Source organism: Parafrankia sp. EUN1f (genome assembly GCF_000177675.1).
GTDB lineage: Bacteria > Actinomycetota > Actinomycetes > Frankiales > Frankiaceae > Parafrankia.
Genome location: NZ_ADGX01000022.1, coordinates 16,418 through 33,183, shown reverse-complemented (window position 1 = coordinate 33,183; position 16,766 = coordinate 16,418). Strand labels below are relative to the sequence as shown.

Here is a 16,766-nt window from a genome sequence, read left to right as displayed (position 1 = left end):
CACCGATACATCCGCCATCGTCGTGCCCTTCCTAGCGAAAGCAGGTCACCCCATCCGCAATGCGGGGCCATGGTGACGCTACGAGGGAACCCGGCCGTGGCGTCAGCAAAGGTGTGCAGCAGCACTCTCGCCGACCCGGGGAGGCAGCCTAGCCAGGCGGCTGTGCCGAGATCGCCGCGGCGCGGGGTGAGGCAGGTCTCAGAGCGGCCGGAAGCGAAGGATGTACCAGTCGGCGACCTCGCAGGCGACCTCCTTGAGGATCAGCGCCTTGGCCACGCCGACGTTCTCGTTCTGCCCATGGGCGATCTTGTTCCGCAGCTCGACCAGATAGTTCAGCTCACGTCTCAACCGCTGGTCGTTCGCCCCGAGCAGGGCTCTCAGCTCGGACTTCAGTGCCGGATCGAAACGCAGCGCCAGCTCTCCCAAGGCGTCGGCGCTGGGATTCGGCGCGCGTTTCAGCGCACCCAGCGCGAAGTTGCGCACCATGCCGTCGGACGTCCGGCTGATGTAGGCCCGGGAGGTGACGATGACGGTCTGCTCCAGATAGCCGCAGCTGCGGACCACGAGCAGCCGGGCCAGCCACGAAGCGACTTCCTGGTTGTCCGGGATCCGCGCCTGTTCCTGCACCAGGGCGGATAACTCCCCGAGACGACCGAGAATGAGCTGGGTCTCGGCGGGCGGCCACTCCTCGCGGGCATGGCGGCGCGGCCCTCTGCTGCCCATCTGTCCGATGCCCATCTCAGATGCGGGAGAAGGCCCTCGTGGCCAATCCGAGACGTCTGCGCACACTGTCCTCGTCCGCGGTGGCCCGGGTGGTCACGTAGTCGATCCCGGGTTCGCCGAGCAGGTTCGTGATCGCCATGCTCACCTGGCCGGCGCTCGGCTCGTCACCGGCGTCGAGCCGGCGGGCCAGACCCACCAGCAGAGCCTCGGTGAGCGAAGCGTTCAACTGGCGGCCCCGAGCACGCAGCGCGTTTCTCCCGGCGTCGGCCAGCACCAGCTCCGTCGCCCGGGTGAAACGCTTCTCGATGAGCTCCACCGGCAGGTCGTCGAGGTCCCGATGGGTTCCGACGAAGTCGTTGAGGTACTTCTTGAGCGGACGCCGGTAGTTGCCGGGCGAGATGTAGAGCGCGATGAACCTGAGCACGATCTCCTGGTCGCGCAGCCGAGGGGAGCGCGGGCCGTAGAGCGCCCGCCAGGCCGGCTTGTCGTTCAGCGCGGTCAGGAACCTGATGAACTCGCCGGCGTAGAGCGCGACGCGGATCTCGTGCGGGGTGAGCTGTGTGCCGCCCGAGTTCAGCCGCTCGAAGATCTGGTAGACACCGTCGAGCGACTGCGTCGTACCGTCCGTCCTGACGACGGTCGCCTGGATGAAAGTGTTGTCGAGGGTGCGGCGCTGTTCGTCCGACAGTGTGCTGTACGTGAGATCCCGGAAACGGGGGCGACGTTCTGCAGCGCGAACTCGCGGTTGCCGATGCTGCCGCCGTAGAAGAGGCTCAGCGTCCTGATGCGCTGCTGCCCGTCCAGGACGAGATAACGGCGGTCCTGCTGCTGGACGAGGAAAATCCCCGGGATGGGGTAGCCGAGCAGCAGCGACTCGATGAAGCGGTCCATCTGGCTGCGCTTCCAGACGAACTCGCGCTGGAATCCCGCGGTCTCGATGCTCGGATCGTCGTTGCCGAACGACGGCACCACGATGTCGCCCCGGTCGTGCCGACGGACGATTCCCTCGATATCGAAGTCGGTGCCGCTGTAGCTGATCTGGGGCGGATCGGGATCCACCTCCTGCAGCTCGGCGACATCCTCGGCGAGCAGTTCCTCGGAGTCGCGGCCGCCTGCGGAATCGCGGCCGTCTGCGGAGCCGCGGCCGTCTGCGGAGCCGCGGCCGTCTGCGGAGCCGCGGCCGTCTGCGGAGCCGCGGCCGTCTGCGGAGCCGCGGCCTTCCCCGGCGGAAGGCTCGTTCCCGGTCATCTCAGGTTTCATCCGTGAAGAACCCTACTCCCCGGCCCGATCCCGGATGCCGTTGTAGACGTCGAGCCATCCCGTGCTCATGTGATCGCCCCGCCGGGAGAACACACTGACGCCGCGGTCCTGGGCGGTCGGCACCTGCCCCGGGGGCGAATGATCGCCGGCATCCGGCCAGGACGTCCACTGCCCGGCCGGTGAATCGACGACGTCGCGCCGGTGCCCCGCCCACAGCACCGCTGTCGTCCCGTTCGGCCCGGTGACCTTCACCCGCCCGTCGGACTCCGTGACCGAGGTGCCGGTCGTCCGGTCCCGGAGCAACGCCAGATAGTCCGGGGCGTCGAGCTGGCACTGGGCCGGGGCACGTCCCACCGGCCAGTCCGGGGCCGTCACACCGCGCTCGCGCGCCGCCGTGAACAGCAGCGGAACGACCCGCTCCGCCCGCAGCGCCGTCGCCATCTGCTCGCACATCCACAGCAGCCGGCCGGCACCGCGGGTGGGCGCGAGGTGCCGCCACCGGACGCGCCGCCCGAGATCCCCCGCGGTGACCGCAACCCAGGGCGCGACGGTGCCCAGCTCACCCTGCGCCGCCAGCCAGGCGAAAAAGCGTGGCGTCTCGCTGAGGATCGGCAGCAGGACCGAGGACGGCAGGCCGGCGATCCGCCGCGCCGGCCGGCTGAACACCGACGGGCTGTTGGCGACCAAGGCGATCGCGACCTGCGCCAGATCACCCGGGGCGACGACGGTCGACGGCACGAGGCCGGGCGTGCCGCGCGCGGTGTCGAGCTTGCCGAGCTGGTCCAGCTGACCGCGGGCGCGTAGCAGCCGTGCGACCTGGGGGCGCAGATCGTCCGTCACCGGCGCCTCGGCGAACTGCGGAACACCCGCGCCGATCGCGAGCCCCAGCAGCCGCTCGGCCTCCGCGGCGCCCCGGGGGAGTGGGTCGACGTCCGCGAGGAAGGCCCGCAGCCTCATCCCGATCTCGACCGGGACCATGAACCGGCTCGTCAGCCGCCCCAGGTCGGTGACCTGCAGCAGCGTGCCCGCATCGGGTGTGTCGGGTGCATCGGGTGCATCGGGTGTGTCGGGTGCATCGGGCGCGTCGGCCAGCGTCACACAGCCGGCCTCCACCAGCAGGTCCACGGCCCCACGCACCGGCGTGAGCCCGGCCGCGCTGCCGCTGCTGCTGCCGCCGCCGGCGCCGGCACCGGTGGTGCTCTGGTGGTGGGCCAGCGTGTTCAGCCACCAGCTCTGGGCGTCGGCGAGGGTGTGGACGCGCTGCTGCGCCGCCTCCGCGAGCAGATGGTCGGCAAGACTGTCGGCGATCCGGGAACGGACCGCGTACCCGGCGACGAGCCGGCTCTGCCACGTCGCCCGCTCGGTCTCGTCGACGAGCAGATACGCCCAGCCCTCGGTCTCCCCGGCACCGACCCGGCCAGCCCGGCCGAACATCTGCTGCACGGTCGCCACGTCGATCCGATCCAGACCGATCCGGGTGTCGCGGACGACCACCGCCCGCGCCGGCAGGTTCACCCCCGCCGCCACGGTCGTCGTCGCGACGAGGACGTCCAGTCTCCGGTCACGGAACGCACGCTCCGCCTCGCGGCGATGCTCCCAGTCCTTGTAGTGCAGACCGACCCCGACGGCGCCGCACGCACGGTGCACGTGGCCGACGTCGTCCGGGTCGACGCCGCGGATGTCGGCACCCCGGTCGGCCGCGATCGCGAGCGCCGTCGCGCGGACGTTGCGCCGGCTGCCGCAGAACACCAGCACACTGCCACCGTCGTCGGTGACCTGGCGAGTCAGCGCCGTCGCCGCCCGCAGCCTGTTGGCGTTGTCGGTCTTCCGGTCGGCGCTGGCCGGGATCATCGGCAGCTGCCAGGTCAGCCTGGACGGGCGCCAGGCGGTCGCCACAACCCCGGCCCCGAGCCACCCGGCGACCTCGTCGGCATTCGCGACCGTCGCCGACAGCCCGACGATCCGCACCGGCGAGTCCTCCCCGCGCACCCGGGCCAGCAGAGCCTCCAGCAGCGGCCCCCGCCCCGGACTGCCCAGCAGATGGATCTCGTCGATGACCATGCAGCCGACCTCGCCCAGCGCGGCCCGCAACGACGTCGCCCGGCACACCGACTCGAACTTCTCCGTCGTCGACACCCACAGATCGGCCGCACGGGCCCGCTCCACGTCGACGACATGCTCGCCGGAAAGGCGCTCCACCCGTAGGCCCCGCGCCCGCCAGCCGGCGAGCTCCCGGTCGAGCTCGTCGGTCAGCGACCGCTGCGGCACCAGCCAGGCCGCCTTACGGCCCTCACCCAGAATCGCCTTGAGCGCCGCGAGCATCCCGATCGCCGTCTTGCCCGACCCGGTCGGCGCGGCGACGACGAGATGGCCGTTGCCGCCCAGCACCCGCGGCGCCGCCTCGGCCTGCGCCGGATTCAGCCCAGGATGCGGCAGAAACGGCACCCACTCCTCGGGTATGAGCGTCCGAGCCTCGACCGGGCTCCACTCCGGGAGGAACGGCTCGCCATGGTTGTCCCAGGCAAGCTCGAATGCGTCCCGGGCGGCCTCGGCCGCAACCCCGATCACACCCGCCGTCCGCTGCCTCGCCGTGTTCGTGACAGGCAGCAGCTCGGGAACCGCGCGCAGCCCGACCAGCGCGCCGTCTGGCCCCACCGCGCCGTCCGGCCCCACCGTGCTGACCGTCTCCGCCTCAACCCAGTGCCGCACCCGCCGAAACGGCACTCCGGCGGAACTCATCAGAGCACAGAGCGCATCGAACGCGGCCGCCTGCGGCACCAGCACGCGAACATCCACCCCAGCAGGCCGGGACGGAACCTCAGCCCACGGATCAGAGATCTTGCACCAGTGCAGGAGCCTGCGCTCGGTACTCGGCCGCGGCGCAACCGGCCCCGCCGGTCTCGACGGTCTCGACGCGGCACCGGACGCACCCGGGGTGGGAGCGGACCCACGCGCGGTGAAGTAGCCCGGCGCGATTCGCGGGTCGAGCAACTCCTCGGCGAGCCTGCGCGCGCGCCCGCTCCGGTTCCCGGACGAAGCCTGCGAGCCCCGGGAACTGTTGAAGCCCGATGAGCCGGTGGAGCCTGGCGGGCTCGTGGGGTCGGATGACCGGCCACCCCGGCCCCCGCCGACCGGCGATGACCGCTGGAGCAGCTGCTTGTAGGTCCGTACACCCAGATCAGCCAGGGTGAAGGTGGTCGGGCAGGCAGGGCACACGAACGCGACGTAACGCTGGAACCTCCCGCGGTTCTCGAACGTTCCGCGCAGAGCGTGCAACGGCTGCTCGCATCGCGGGCATCCGACGGGCACGACCCCGTCGTACGACCAGCCGGGCCGCCCGAACCGCTCATGCGCCAGCGGCGGCGAAACGCCCCACCGAGCCCGCGCGACACCCGCGACACTCGTGCCGTCATCCGCTTCCCGAGCCGGTCCGGGAACCGAGCCCGTGCCGGTGGCCGCGTGGTTGCCGGCAGCCGTGGCTGTGCCGGTGTCCGTTGCCGTGCCGGTGGCCGTGGCCGTGTCCGTGTCCGTGACGCCGATGTGGCTCCGTTCCGGCGGTTGGCCCGATGGCGCGGCGACGTCCGCGGACGGTCGGGCCGCGTTCACCAACGGCCCGGAAGCATCGGCGGCCGACGCGGAGGGCCTGGCCGGCGCGGAGGGCCTGCCGGAAACCGGCGGCGTCGCACTGCCAGGCGACGTCCGACGCCAACCGAGCACACAGCCCCCTCAGACAACACCGTGACGCCCGAGCCCTGTTCCGGGCCTGCTGGTTACTCGCAGCAATCAAAATAGTGCATAGGGCGCTTGGGCTGCCCGGATTGATGGGATTATGTGCAAACGAAGCCCGACCTCGCCGCTTCCTGTTGGGTGGCCGCGCAGGGGCCTGGCCCCGCCTCGCCGGCCACATCGTCCGCGGGAAAGACCCTCGAGATCGCGGCGCTCAGCCGGTCGCCGGAGAGCCCGTCCATGCGGTCCTGGCTGGCCAGCGGCCGGCGGACGTCCATCCCATCCCACCTGCTGTGGGCGCCTCGGCCCGATCCGCCCGCCGGGCGCACCGGCCCCTACCCAGACCGCTACTCTTGGGGCGTGGTCACCACACCCTCGGTGGCCCGTCCGGGGCGGTAGCTCAGCCGGTCAGAGCAGCGGACTCATAATCCGTCGGTCGTGGGTTCGAGCCCCACCCGCCCCACCGAAGCCCCTGGTAGACAGCCACTTTTGAACCTACCGGGCAGGCCCTGAAGATCGCAAACCCCACGGAAACCCCACGCTTTGCGGAGTCGCCGAAACCCATCGTTGACCTTCGATGTCGATCGTCGTCTGCTGAAGATGTAGCCGCCAAGCGACGCGCAGGGGGCCTGCAACGAGCACGGCGTCGGTGCACCGCGCCCGGATCGCCACGAAGCGGCCATCCGGCACCCGAGGAACTCATCGCGCGCCCTTGAACCACGACCTGCCGTCTCGCATCGGTGTCCCTTTGTACGACCGGAACGCACTCTGCTCGACCGGGAGCCTCCTCCGTGAGCAAGCCAGACTGTGCGTTGCGCACGCCCTAGACCACGAACTGGGGTACCAGGTCTGCGATCACGCCTTGCCAAGACACGAGAGATCTGAGAGAAGTGGCTGTCCCTGTCGCCACCTCCGCGGCTGCACCGGATAAAGTACGGCCGTCAGAGTTTCCCGGCGGCCGTGGTCGGTGCTGTCTGGCAGGGGTGAGTAACTCGTGAGTGCGCTATCACAGGTCGAGGTCGAGGCGTTCGCGGACGCGTTTTGTGATCCAGCGAGAGCGCGTCATCTCTTAACGAACGCCGGTCTACCTGCCAATCGACATCCGTCCTGGCAGGCATCTGATGCACAGACCTTCTGGGCCGAAGTCTCAAGTTTGATTGCTAGCGGCGTCCGGCCTGGTCTTCAGGATGCGCTGTTCAAGGAAGCGGCGCAGCTCTTCCCAGGGAACGCGGTATTTTCCTGCGGATCGACTACGAGCACCGCGCGCAGCCGAGTTCAGCCAGCGCGAGACCTGCTGCCGTCCCTTCCGCCTCATCACGTCATTCGCGCCGAGGACCTCCATGCGCTTCGCGCGCTGTTAACGGACTCGACTAATTCTCAGGTAGTCGGAGTCTGGGCCATGGGCGGCGCCGGAAAATCCACGTTGGCCGTTGCGCTGATTCATGATCCAGTAGTCTGCAGTTTGTTCCCCGATGGCATCGTGTGGGAACGAATCGGATCCGAGCCGGACATCGCTGGAATCCTCAGACACCTCTTGAATGCTTTCGGTGACTCGTCGCACGTTAGTGATGTAGATGTCGGCGTAAGGCGCCTGAGATCATTGCTGAGTGGCGCTCAATGTTTGATCGTGCTCGACGACGTGTGGGATATCGCGATCGTTGAGGCTCTCCGACTCCCTTCCAGTGTGCGAGTCCTGGTCACCTCCCGCACCCGCGCTGCGTGGTACGCGGACGCCGCAGCCTATGAGCTGGCGATGCTCGACGAGCACACGGCTCGACGGATGCTGGCTAAGTATGCCGGTCTTACAGTCGATGAGCTACCGGCCGTCGCAGATGAAATCGTGGAGCGCTGCGATGGACTGGCCTTGGCGCTTGCATTGGTCGGCTCCATGTTTCGGCTCGGAAGCCGATGGCAGTATATTGTAGAACGACTTCGTGGTGCCACTCTGCATAAACTAACAGCTCGCTTTCCCGGCTACCTATACCAAAATCTGTTCGCTGCGCTCGATGTTTCGGTCCAAGCGCTGCCGCCATCTGAATCTGATCGTTTTCGAGACCTGGTTGTATTTGCCGGCCGTGGGCCAGTGCCGATTGATATCGTCGCCTTGCTGTGGGGAGCGACAGGGGGCCTTGACTCCCTTGACGTCGAGGAAATGGTCAACCTGCTCGGGCTGCGCTCTCTCGTCCGTGTCGACCGATTTACAGGCACAATAACTCTTCATGATCTTCTCTTTGACTACATGCGGGTCAGCATTCCCGAAGGTCGTTATGAGTGGTTGAACCGCGTGCTCTCGGAAGCACTTCTGTGCCGGTGGGGAGGAGTCCAGAGCGGATTTCCTGGGCTGCGCGAACGGGTCAGTATCGATCTCGCCGACCGCTATGGACTAGCCTGGCTAATACCCCATTTGGCGGCAAGCGACATTCCTAATACTATTGATCAAGTTCTTGCTCTAGAGGGTAGCGGCGACGGAGTACTGATTAATGTTTGGTTCGATGTACATGAACAGTTGGGGATGATTAACTCTTATCTATCGGACGTTGACACGGCTTGGAGGCTGGCAAAGGAGCGTACTGATCGCGACTTAGCGGAAGGCCGGCTGGCCACCACTCTTGGGATGGAGATCCGTTATGTCGCGATGAAGGGCTCGATTCTGCTCCGAGTATCCCGAGTTCCTCCCAAGCTGATGTATCGTCTCGTAGAATCTGGGATTTGGACGCTCGAATACTGCTTGGAGCATGTAGGTGCGATCCCTGAGGGTCGAGACAGAGTCTCAGCGGTCTGCGAGATTATCGACCTTGTTCCTGAAGCATCGCGTGACGCATTAATCCACGAAACTCTCGATCGCCTGGATGACTTCATCTACTCTGATTCCGTGCGCTTGGCAAGCCTTGCTCGCTCCATGCCTTTGACGCTACTGCGGATGGTGGTCGATGGCGCGAAGGTGTCGACTATCGAACGATGGTCCAGAAATTTGATACTTCTAAAGCATCATATCGACCCCGTCGAGTTTTCCGAGATGTTGATCGAAGCGTTTTCTCGGGCTCTTACGGAGAAGAGCAGTGGCGCCCTATCTGTACTGATCCCACATCTAGATCAGTCGAGGCTAGATCGGATTATCGAGTCGTTGAGATCCTGGAGTAGCGACGCTGGCGAGGTATATAGGGTACATAAAGTCCAGGCGCTATGTGAAATTTCTCGACGACTCGACGGGGATCAGCGTTCGATATTCTCTCGCTGGGCCCTCGCGCTGGCCTCTGGGATAGAGGGGCACCCGCAGCGATTCGAGGCATTTCTCGCATTCGATGACGAAATGATTCCCGATCGACGGTCGAGACTTGTTGACATCGCACTCAGTGTCGAGGATCCTTACCACAGACTATTTTCGATACGATCGGTAATCGAATGCGGCGAAAAGGTTACGCCTCTTTTGGTGGACGAGATGCTGCGCTGCACACACTCGGTCGATAGTGATGCGATGCGGGCTGAGTGCCTCGGTGCAGTCTCGGAATTTCTTTCCGAGACTGCAAGAATTAATGCACAGCTGGAAGCGTTGGATCTACTTGCTCGCAGCGATAATCTCGATGACTGGTTCTACACACTTGACGGAATATCCCTCGAACTCGACCACTCGCTTCTGCGGCGGGCATTTCTGGTATGTCAGAGGATCGACGACGCGGGTGATGTTGCAAAGACTGTATCTGAGTATGCCTTGATATTGGGCGAGGAACGCCAGGTGGTGTCGTCTACAGAGTTTAAGGATATGCGCAGCTCGGCAAAGTCTCCGGAGCAGCGGGCCGCGCTTGAAGTTGCGATCCTTCGAATTGATAATGATCTGTCGGTAAGTTCCATTCTAGATGCTGTCGAGCCCCTTCACGTGGCGGGATGGAGTGCGGTCGAGTTTGATGAGCTGCTGCCATTCGTGACCGCGGGTGTTGACGATGGTCGAATCGCCGCGCGCCTTGAGGATATAATTAATACCGAGCAGTGGCCTTCCAGTCGTCTCGATCTAACGGTTCAGCTACTTAAACATAATCTTCCGGATCCCCGACTTCGTCGCGACATCGCCGTCTTGGCATTCCGCTCGGTTCTTGATATAAATAACGATGACTTGGTGAAGGCGCGGGAATTCGCAGAACTTGTGCAGTATGTCCCTGCCGACATGGGGCCGGAGGCCCTTGCGACTGCACGCGAACTGGGCGGCTACGTAATGCCGTGGACGCTGGCCGCGATTGCGATGCGGGGTGACTGGGAGACAGACCTTGGATTGGCAGACGATCCCGCAGCAGCATTGGCAGGTGAGACTGAGGGGTATGTGTACGCTCGCGCACTACTGTGTCTATGTCGGTGTGCAGACGGAGAATCACGAGAAGTACTTGTGCGAGCAGCCCTCCATAGTATGCGGAAGGTTTCGGACACATTGCAATGGGCGTTCTTCCTTGCGGCCGTTGCACCTTATGTAGATTCTCGACGATTTCGACCTTTTCTTGACCTGATCGATATTTTGTGTCCGCGCGACGGCTGGCGCATGGTGCCGGGCATCCCGGAATCAATGCTGGATGGTCATCATTCGCGTGTCGCGGAATTGATCTGCAGATCCAGGCCGCAAGGTGTAATTGCTGACCGTCTTTCGAAGACGCTTATGCGGTTGGCGACCGCCAAATCTATGATCTTCTGGTGGAGGCTAGTTCTCGAAGAGGGAGCCAAGATGGGGCGGTCAACTTTTGTTCAAGCTATTCTTCCTGCTGCGTCAGTTGTCGCCAAATATGGCGGGAACGAGGCTGTGGAAGAAGCTGCTCTTGGCATACTGGACTGTCAGCGCTGGTGGCCGTGAGCGTTTGCCGGAACCGGCACTAATCTTCAGTAATCGCATCATTCGACATCGTCTGATGATCGATTCGCCGCGATCCACGTGCGGACCTCCTCCTCGTCCCAGAATCGGCCGGCTGGGGTCTTCTGTGCGGGTTCCGGGAAGCCGACCTTCCGCGTGATCTGGTCCGCGCGGCGGCGTGAGAGGTGCCCGTCCGGTGACGACGGGCGCAGTAGCTCCTGCACCTCGGAGATCGTGATCAGCCGGCCCACCACTACTAACCTAGGGACTACCACCCTAGGGCTACCGATGGTGGAAGGGGGCGTGTAGCGTGCCCAGTAGCCCGAAAAGAGGGCGGGCCGCCTCCGGTGAGTCAGCACCAGGGGCGGCCCTCGGCACCGACCCTTCAGGAGGTCGACACCGTGTCCGACATGTTGTCAGCCCCCAAGCGCGCCGCCCGCGCTGGGAGCATCCCCGACACCGCGCTCACGATCCGAGAGGAAGGAACAGGCCCCTACCGCTACGTCACGGTGACCGTCCCGGACGGCGTCCATCCCGCGACGCTGGCGGCCGCACTGCGCACGCTGCCCATCGCGTGCACCCTGGCGTCGATGGTGGACGGCGAAATGTCGTTCAAGGTCATCGGCCACGATGAAGAGGACGCCGACTGGAAGGCCGTTGGCGCGGCCCTCGGCGCCCGCACCGGTGGGTAGGGCCGTGGGCGCGACGACGGCCGCCCGTGTCGTGATCCTCGCGAGCGACGATCCAGGGCCGGTACACCTGATGTTCGTCGAGTCTGACGGTCAGCCGTCGCCGCTACGGCACCGGCCGTCGGCCATGCTCGCCGTGCGGTACGTGGAGGCGATGACCGGGATCATCGACCCGAGCGTCTCCGCGCGGCGGACGTGGCTGGTCAGCCCGTGTGGCTGCGGATCGACGCAGGGAGGTTCCTGACCATGCCGGGGTGGCCGTCGGTCGCCTGACGGCACCGTCGGTCAGCTCAGGCACAGGAAAATCTGAACTTCATCACCGAAAACCGAAACGACCCCCAACACCTCACCGGGTGTTGGGGGTCGTTTTTACTTCAGGGATTTCTGTTGTCCGGCGTTCGGGTCCCTGGTTGACTGGTTCGCTCGTCGAAACTGGTTAGCGTTGACTCGCGGGCCGGCGTTCCCTGGCTGGCGGTGGATTCCCGCTGTTACTCACTCCTCTGCTTCTCAAGCCAGTCGGCTACGTCCACCGCGTCGAAGCGGAGGTACCGTCCGACGCGGTACGCCGGAGGACCCTCCCCGGTACTTCGCCATTTGTAGATGGTGTTTATGGGTACGCCGAGATAGCGAGCCAGATCGTTAGCTGTCCATAGTCGCGTGCCGCGTTCTTCGGAAGTTCCGGGGGTCGTCGCCGATGCGGAGATCCTTGTGGGCATTATTCTCCTCTTCGCGAGTGCGGTGTTCCGCTTGGTCCCGTGCGACCTCGTCGCCGTGTGCGACTACGATAGGTCACGTCCGACTATGGTGGTCTAGCGACGGGTGGGGAGGGGCGGGAACCCCTCTCTGGCCCGTTTCGCGGCTCTCCGCTGGAGCCCTGCTAGGCGACTAGAGCCCAGCTCAGAGTAGCTTTCGGCTGCTAGAGGTGCTGCTAGACCTAGCAGGTAGGGGTGCTAGACCTAGCAGCACAATCCGTCAGTCACCGCCCCCACTTCTGCTACGATCCGTGATCGCTGAGACGACCTGCTGTCGCTCGATCCCGCGCCTGTTGGCGCCTTTACCACCGGGGGTCGTGCCCCACACCTGGCCGGGGGAAATCCCATAGGGCTTGAGAGCGACGGTAAGTTGCTCGGCGCCCCACCCGGTGTACGCGTCGGGGCGTAGCTCGGCAAGTCGAGCGACGATGGTCTCCGACCAGACCTTGGTTTCGCTGGCAGGAAACACGGCCAACACGTCGTCCAGAATGGTCGACGTTCTTCCGGCTGGTTCCGGTGGGGCTTCGCCTGCCGCGATTCCGGCGAGTGCGCCAGCCTGGATACGGACTGCGCGTGCCCGGTCGGCTATCTTCTCGGCTGTTGGTGTGTCGATGTAGGCGGCCCGGACGATGAGCGGGTCATCCGTCGCGCCGACGAGGTAGCCGATTCCCTTGTCGGTGGGCCGGAGCGTGGTCGCCCGGATGCCGTTCTTGTACATCGACGTCCCGAGGATCATGTCGTTTTCGACCTGGCCCATGACCCGCAGGCAGAACCGCACCGAGACGCTGGACGACACGCCGGTCGGGAGGCTGTTCGCGTCCGGGCGCTGGGTGGCCAGAACGAGGACGACGCCGAGGGCCCGTCCGAGCTTGATGACGTCGGTGGCCAGCGTGCCGGCTTCCTCCCCGTAGACGGGATGGGTGAACAGGTTCTGGCACTCGTCGAAGAACGCGACGAGCAGGTGCAGGCCGAGAGATCGGCGGTTGGCCAGAGCGCGGGTGACCTTGCCGTCCGGGCACAGGTCCTTCGGGAGGTTCTTCAACGCGGTGGCGCGGCGGACGACCTCGGCGCGCAGGTCGCGAAGCGCGACGAGTGCGGCTTCGACGCTGGCATCGTCGATGCCCGTGACGCACCGGTGGGCGAACTTCTCGGCGGCGTCCAAGTCGCCGGTGCCCTTGAGGTTGTAGACCCACACCTCACACGTGGGGTCCAGCCCGCAGGCGAGCAAGAGCACCCGCACCGCCGAGGTCTTGCCCGCGCCCGGCAGCGACCCGACGAGCACGTTGTTCTCCGGTAGCAGGACCGTGACCGGTCGGCCGCGGGCATCGGACCCGAACGGCAGGGGCGCGAACACGTCGGCGGTGCCGCGCCGTGCCAACGGCCACTCGGCGGCGTTGGCCTTGGACATGTCCTCGTCGCCCACCCACAGCACGAGTCGACCGGCGTGGGTGTCGTGGACGGCTTCGGGCCACACGCACCCGATCGGACGGCGCAGGCCGGACGCGAGACGTTCCCGGCGGTCGAGGATGTCGGACACGGTCACGCCGTAGGGAAGGTCAACGTCCGCGCGCCATCCGGGCCCATCACGGGTGATCGGCGCGGGAAACGTGATCCCACCACCCTCCCGACGTGCCTTGTTGATCTCGGCGATGCCGAGCGACTCCAGCGCGCGGACCACGATGTCAGCGGTCAGCCGGCCGACCTTGGTCGGAGTGACGGCCGGCCCGACGAGTGGCCGGTCCGCCGGCGCGCCGAGCGTGCCCAGGACGCCGACCAGAATCGCGAGGATGACCAGATGGACCGCCGGGGGAGTGGCCATCCACGCGATCGTGAATGCCGCGGTAGTCGGCAGTCCCGCGGCGATGGCCACGATGGTGCGTACGCGGACACGCGCGTCCCGCAGCTTCGCCAGCCTGAGGTACTCGCTCGTCTCCTCCCGACGGATCGCCGTTGCACGGGCCGGTCGGGTCTCGGCGTCGGTCAGCCAACCGGCGGCGCCGGTCGCTGCGCGCCCGAGGCCACGGGGCGCACGCCAGAACAGAACGGCGGCGTAGAACGGTAGCCGGACGGCATGGAACAGAGCCGTGTGGAAGCAGTAGCCAGCGAACCACCGGGCCGCCGATCGCAGCGCTGCCCACGATCGCAGCCAGGTCGGCATGACCGGCCGCCGCGCGCCGGACCGGGCAAGCGCCCATGGACTCGGCGGCGGTTCGGGCGGATTGACCGCGACGCCGGTCACGACCACGTCCTCGGTGTCGGACCGGCCGTCCCGCGGTGCGGCCTTCACGAGGTCGTAGACGATCTGCGCCGGTGCAGCGGGCAGCCGGTCGCCGGACCCGTACGGGACGAGGGAGCCTGCCTCAGGGCTGACGTCAGGCACCCATCCGCCGGTGCCGGACGGCGTCCCAGCCGGATCGGACGGTGTCGAGGGAAAATTCTCGGACATACTTATGGTTCCTCCGTGAGAGCGGGGAGCCCGGGGCGCGGCGTCTGTCTTGGCGGTCAGGACCGCGCCCCGGGGCGAATTCAGTAGCTCGGTGTCGTTTGTTTCTTACGTCGCCAGGTTGCCTCCAGGCGGTGGAGGCCGACGGTCTTGCGGTTTCCTTGCACGAGCCGAATCGGCAGTATTACCGGCGGGCTTTCATCCGAGAGGGCAGCCATCGCGAGGACGAGAGGCGGAACTCTATTTCCCCCTAGACCCCGACGGTCGAGACGATCCCGATGACTTCGCCGATGATGTCGCCGATCGTCGGGGCTAGGCTGGAGGAGGCCAGGTAGAAGCCGAGCACGATGCACAGCAGCGCCGACGAGATGGAAAGTCGGTACGAGCGGACGAGAACCACGACCGCGAAGAGCAGGAGAACGACGATGGAGATGCTCACCATTGTGAGTGCCGGACCCTTTCCTTGAGGAGGTGAACAGGACGATGCGGTTTCACGTGCTGTCGGGGTCGAAGTCGTAGTCGGTGCCGAGCTCGTCGCCGAGAACCTCGTCGGGCTCGTCGGGAATGGGATCCAAACCCGCCGCCACCGCCCACGCGTTGTACAGGTCGTGCCACGCCTTCCGGGCCCTCGCGTGGTACCTTTCCAGCTCGGCAAAGACGAGGTTCAGCGCCTCCCGGGCGGACTCGTCGGCGTGATCCATCCACAGCACATGCAGGACAGATGACGCGGTGTAGCCGTCCCCGTGATCGGCGTACGCTCGGGTGGCACGGTTCTCCAGATCGGCCAACACCAGACTTCCGAAAACCACGGTGTCGCCGGTCTCGCTGGTGTGAGCGTTGCGTGAGTTGGACATCGTGATAGCTCCTTCTGCGGTGGGTCAGGGAACGGAGTGAGGAAACTCGGTGCCGGGTTCATGGCAGGCGTCATGAAGTGGCGGATGAGCCCTACAGGTCCATCGGCGTCCTCGGCTAGGTCCCCGAAAATGGGGGCGCTCCTGCTGTGAGAATCAGAGGTTCTTCGCTACTCTCGGAGTCGATGGAGGCTCCACACGACCGCGACGACCAGGATTCCGACGACCGTGAACGGAAGAATCGCGGGAAGAGCTTTGACGAAAAGCCACTGAAGGCCGGTCAGGAAGAGGATCAAGGTGCCGGTTCCCAGCGTCCATCGGAGGATGGTCGCGAAGGGCGATCGATAGTAGTAGCGCCGCATTCTTGTCTCCTATAGGTGAGTCTTCTGTCGGCGGCCATCCCTCGGTGGACCCGTGACCAGACCCGCTTTTGGTGGCTGCCGTTCGACGTTTCCCATGATGGGACAGTCGACTGTTTGGAATCGCAGATGAGAACGCCGACTTCCGGATGGGTATCGGCTGAGAAACGGCGAAGAACTGCGCACGGAACGTCGGCGTTGCGCGGCGAAAGTGTGGGAGGACTGCTGGAAAAGTGCTGGCCGACTGCCATCCGCGCAGCTCAGGGCAGGTGCAGTCCACGATGGCACAACAGCCCTCGATCACACGTGAGATGCCTCAAGTGTCATCTGTGCGAGGCAAACGTAGGCAAACATGGCGATCAAGCTGCAAACCTGGCATGCTCTTGGGTCGTCCCGGACGGAACACGTCCCCCGGCAAGGTCCGGGACACCCGCCACAGAGAGGAGGCGAACCGACGGGGGACGCCGTGGGGTCACACTGGCCCCTGTCGAACCGCGATGATCACACCAACCGTTGACTTCGAGGCTCTCCGCTCCGAGCTGCGCGCGACCCTGCGCCGCGGCGCACGGGCCCGGTCGCTGCTCGACCGTATGGCGCTCGTCGACCTGCTCATCCCAGCTAAGCCGAATGAGGAGGCACCGCCCGACGCGCAACGGGCACTCGAAGCCGCGCGGTTGGTGGCTGACACCGTCGACGCGCTCGACCCGCCGATAGACCGGATCATGTCGATCATGCTGTGCCTGGCACCGGGCACCGCAGGCATGACCCTCTCGGCACGGCGCACGCGCGCGGCCGACCTGGTCGACGTCCAGCCGGTCACGTTCCGGTCCGAGGAACGCTACGAACAGGCGTTCGTCACCGAACTCGCGCTTGCGCTCTACGGGCGACTGACCGGCTGCGCCTGACACACGACGAGGGCCGCTTCCCAAAGAGGATCGGGGAAGCGGCCCTCGTTCATGAAAGGGTCGACTAGCAGATGTCCAAGAAGCAATTTTTTGCCCAGAAATTGGTCTTCTCTTTGGCGGTGGAGTGTCATTATGTGGCCGGAAGATTCTCGTTTTTCAGAGTTTAGCGCCGTGATATTTTGCGCTCCGGTGAGGTGAGGTAAGGCCCAGTGAAGATGGGCTACTAGCGG

General features: G+C 65.5%; 13 protein-coding genes and 1 tRNA gene. 5 read left to right on the top strand and 9 right to left on the bottom strand.

Annotation, left to right across the window (positions count from 1 at the left end; translation table 11 throughout):
- Nucleotides 1-198 precede the first annotated feature (198 nt).
- The 4 genes from FREUN1FDRAFT_RS09150 to FREUN1FDRAFT_RS09140 all read right to left on the bottom strand — a co-directional run bounded on the left by FREUN1FDRAFT_RS09150 (nt 199) and on the right by FREUN1FDRAFT_RS09140 (nt 4,722).
- Nucleotides 199-723: a HEPN domain-containing protein gene (locus FREUN1FDRAFT_RS09150; protein WP_157474535.1), complete on the bottom strand. Its 525-nt coding sequence runs from the start codon at nt 721-723 to the stop codon at nt 199-201.
- Between the two features lie 16 nt (nt 724-739).
- On the bottom strand, nt 740-1,147 hold the full coding sequence (locus FREUN1FDRAFT_RS42940; RefSeq protein WP_006539726.1) for a hypothetical protein: 408 nt from the start codon (nt 1,145-1,147) through the stop codon (nt 740-742).
- A 149-nt stretch (nt 1,148-1,296) separates the two neighbouring features.
- The gene (locus FREUN1FDRAFT_RS42935) at nt 1,297-1,971 is read right to left on the bottom strand and encodes a DUF262 domain-containing protein (protein WP_157474532.1); all 675 of its coding nucleotides are present in this window, start codon (nt 1,969-1,971) and stop codon (nt 1,297-1,299) included.
- A 24-nt stretch (nt 1,972-1,995) separates the two neighbouring features.
- Nucleotides 1,996-4,722, bottom strand: coding sequence for a DEAD/DEAH box helicase (locus FREUN1FDRAFT_RS09140; RefSeq protein WP_369809778.1), 2,727 nt, complete (start codon nt 4,720-4,722; stop codon nt 1,996-1,998).
- A 1,376-nt stretch (nt 4,723-6,098) separates the two neighbouring features.
- On the opposite strand from FREUN1FDRAFT_RS09140, the gene FREUN1FDRAFT_RS09135 reads away from it, so the two are divergent.
- The 4 genes from FREUN1FDRAFT_RS09135 (at nt 6,099) to FREUN1FDRAFT_RS09120 (ending at nt 11,470) form a co-directional block, all read left to right on the top strand.
- Nucleotides 6,099-6,172, top strand: a tRNA-Ile gene (locus tag FREUN1FDRAFT_RS09135).
- 531 nt (nt 6,173-6,703) lie between these two features.
- On the top strand, nt 6,704-10,540 hold the full coding sequence (locus FREUN1FDRAFT_RS41255; protein WP_083828635.1) for an NB-ARC domain-containing protein: 3,837 nt from the start codon (nt 6,704-6,706) through the stop codon (nt 10,538-10,540).
- 407 nt (nt 10,541-10,947) lie between these two features.
- On the top strand, nt 10,948-11,229 hold the full coding sequence (locus FREUN1FDRAFT_RS09125) for a hypothetical protein (protein ID WP_232295121.1): 282 nt from the start codon (nt 10,948-10,950) through the stop codon (nt 11,227-11,229).
- A gap of 4 nt (nt 11,230-11,233) precedes the next feature.
- Nucleotides 11,234-11,470, top strand: a complete 237-nt coding sequence (locus tag FREUN1FDRAFT_RS09120; protein WP_006539717.1) for a hypothetical protein — start codon at nt 11,234-11,236, stop codon at nt 11,468-11,470.
- 244 nt (nt 11,471-11,714) lie between these two features.
- Here FREUN1FDRAFT_RS09120 and FREUN1FDRAFT_RS41250 read toward each other — a convergent pair whose 3' ends face one another.
- The 5 genes from FREUN1FDRAFT_RS41250 to FREUN1FDRAFT_RS09100 all read right to left on the bottom strand — a co-directional run bounded on the left by FREUN1FDRAFT_RS41250 (nt 11,715) and on the right by FREUN1FDRAFT_RS09100 (nt 15,634).
- Nucleotides 11,715-11,942 carry a helix-turn-helix domain-containing protein gene (locus tag FREUN1FDRAFT_RS41250; RefSeq protein WP_006539716.1) on the bottom strand — a complete coding sequence of 76 codons (228 nt, stop codon included), beginning with the start codon at nt 11,940-11,942 and terminating at the stop codon, nt 11,715-11,717.
- Between the two features lie 256 nt (nt 11,943-12,198).
- On the bottom strand, nt 12,199-14,424 hold the full coding sequence (locus tag FREUN1FDRAFT_RS09115) for a hypothetical protein (protein ID WP_006539715.1): 2,226 nt from the start codon (nt 14,422-14,424) through the stop codon (nt 12,199-12,201).
- Between the two features lie 247 nt (nt 14,425-14,671).
- Complete coding sequence (locus FREUN1FDRAFT_RS09110; RefSeq protein WP_006539714.1) at nt 14,672-14,863, bottom strand: DUF2304 family protein; 192 nt, start codon at nt 14,861-14,863, stop codon at nt 14,672-14,674.
- Between the two features lie 49 nt (nt 14,864-14,912).
- Nucleotides 14,913-15,275 carry a hypothetical protein gene (locus FREUN1FDRAFT_RS09105; RefSeq protein ID WP_006539713.1) on the bottom strand — a complete coding sequence of 121 codons (363 nt, stop codon included), beginning with the start codon at nt 15,273-15,275 and terminating at the stop codon, nt 14,913-14,915.
- Between the two features lie 167 nt (nt 15,276-15,442).
- Nucleotides 15,443-15,634: a hypothetical protein gene (locus tag FREUN1FDRAFT_RS09100; protein ID WP_006539712.1), complete on the bottom strand. Its 192-nt coding sequence runs from the start codon at nt 15,632-15,634 to the stop codon at nt 15,443-15,445.
- A 494-nt stretch (nt 15,635-16,128) separates the two neighbouring features.
- Here FREUN1FDRAFT_RS09100 and FREUN1FDRAFT_RS09095 point away from each other — a divergent pair, with 494 nt between their 5' ends.
- Nucleotides 16,129-16,536, top strand: a complete 408-nt coding sequence (locus tag FREUN1FDRAFT_RS09095) for a hypothetical protein (protein ID WP_006539711.1) — start codon at nt 16,129-16,131, stop codon at nt 16,534-16,536.
- Nucleotides 16,537-16,766: the final 230 nt, after the last annotated feature.

Coding starts and splice junctions, on each gene's coding strand:
- FREUN1FDRAFT_RS09150 (WP_157474535.1), bottom strand. CDS start 723: ATGGGCAGCAGAGGGCCGCGCCGCCATGCCCGCGAGGAGTGGCCGCCC.
- FREUN1FDRAFT_RS09115 (WP_006539715.1), bottom strand. CDS start 14,424: ATGTCCGAGAATTTTCCCTCGACACCGTCCGATCCGGCTGGGACGCCG.
- FREUN1FDRAFT_RS09095 (WP_006539711.1), top strand. CDS start 16,129: ATGATCACACCAACCGTTGACTTCGAGGCTCTCCGCTCCGAGCTGCGC.
- FREUN1FDRAFT_RS09140 (WP_369809778.1), bottom strand. CDS start 4,722: ATGAGTTCCGCCGGAGTGCCGTTTCGGCGGGTGCGGCACTGGGTTGAG.
- FREUN1FDRAFT_RS42935 (WP_157474532.1), bottom strand. CDS start 1,971: ATGACCGGGAACGAGCCTTCCGCCGGGGAAGGCCGCGGCTCCGCAGAC.
- FREUN1FDRAFT_RS09105 (WP_006539713.1), bottom strand. CDS start 15,275: ATGTCCAACTCACGCAACGCTCACACCAGCGAGACCGGCGACACCGTG.
- FREUN1FDRAFT_RS09125 (WP_232295121.1), top strand. CDS start 10,948: ATGTTGTCAGCCCCCAAGCGCGCCGCCCGCGCTGGGAGCATCCCCGAC.
- FREUN1FDRAFT_RS41250 (WP_006539716.1), bottom strand. CDS start 11,942: ATGCCCACAAGGATCTCCGCATCGGCGACGACCCCCGGAACTTCCGAA.
- FREUN1FDRAFT_RS09100 (WP_006539712.1), bottom strand. CDS start 15,634: ATGCGGCGCTACTACTATCGATCGCCCTTCGCGACCATCCTCCGATGG.
- FREUN1FDRAFT_RS09110 (WP_006539714.1), bottom strand. CDS start 14,863: ATGGTGAGCATCTCCATCGTCGTTCTCCTGCTCTTCGCGGTCGTGGTT.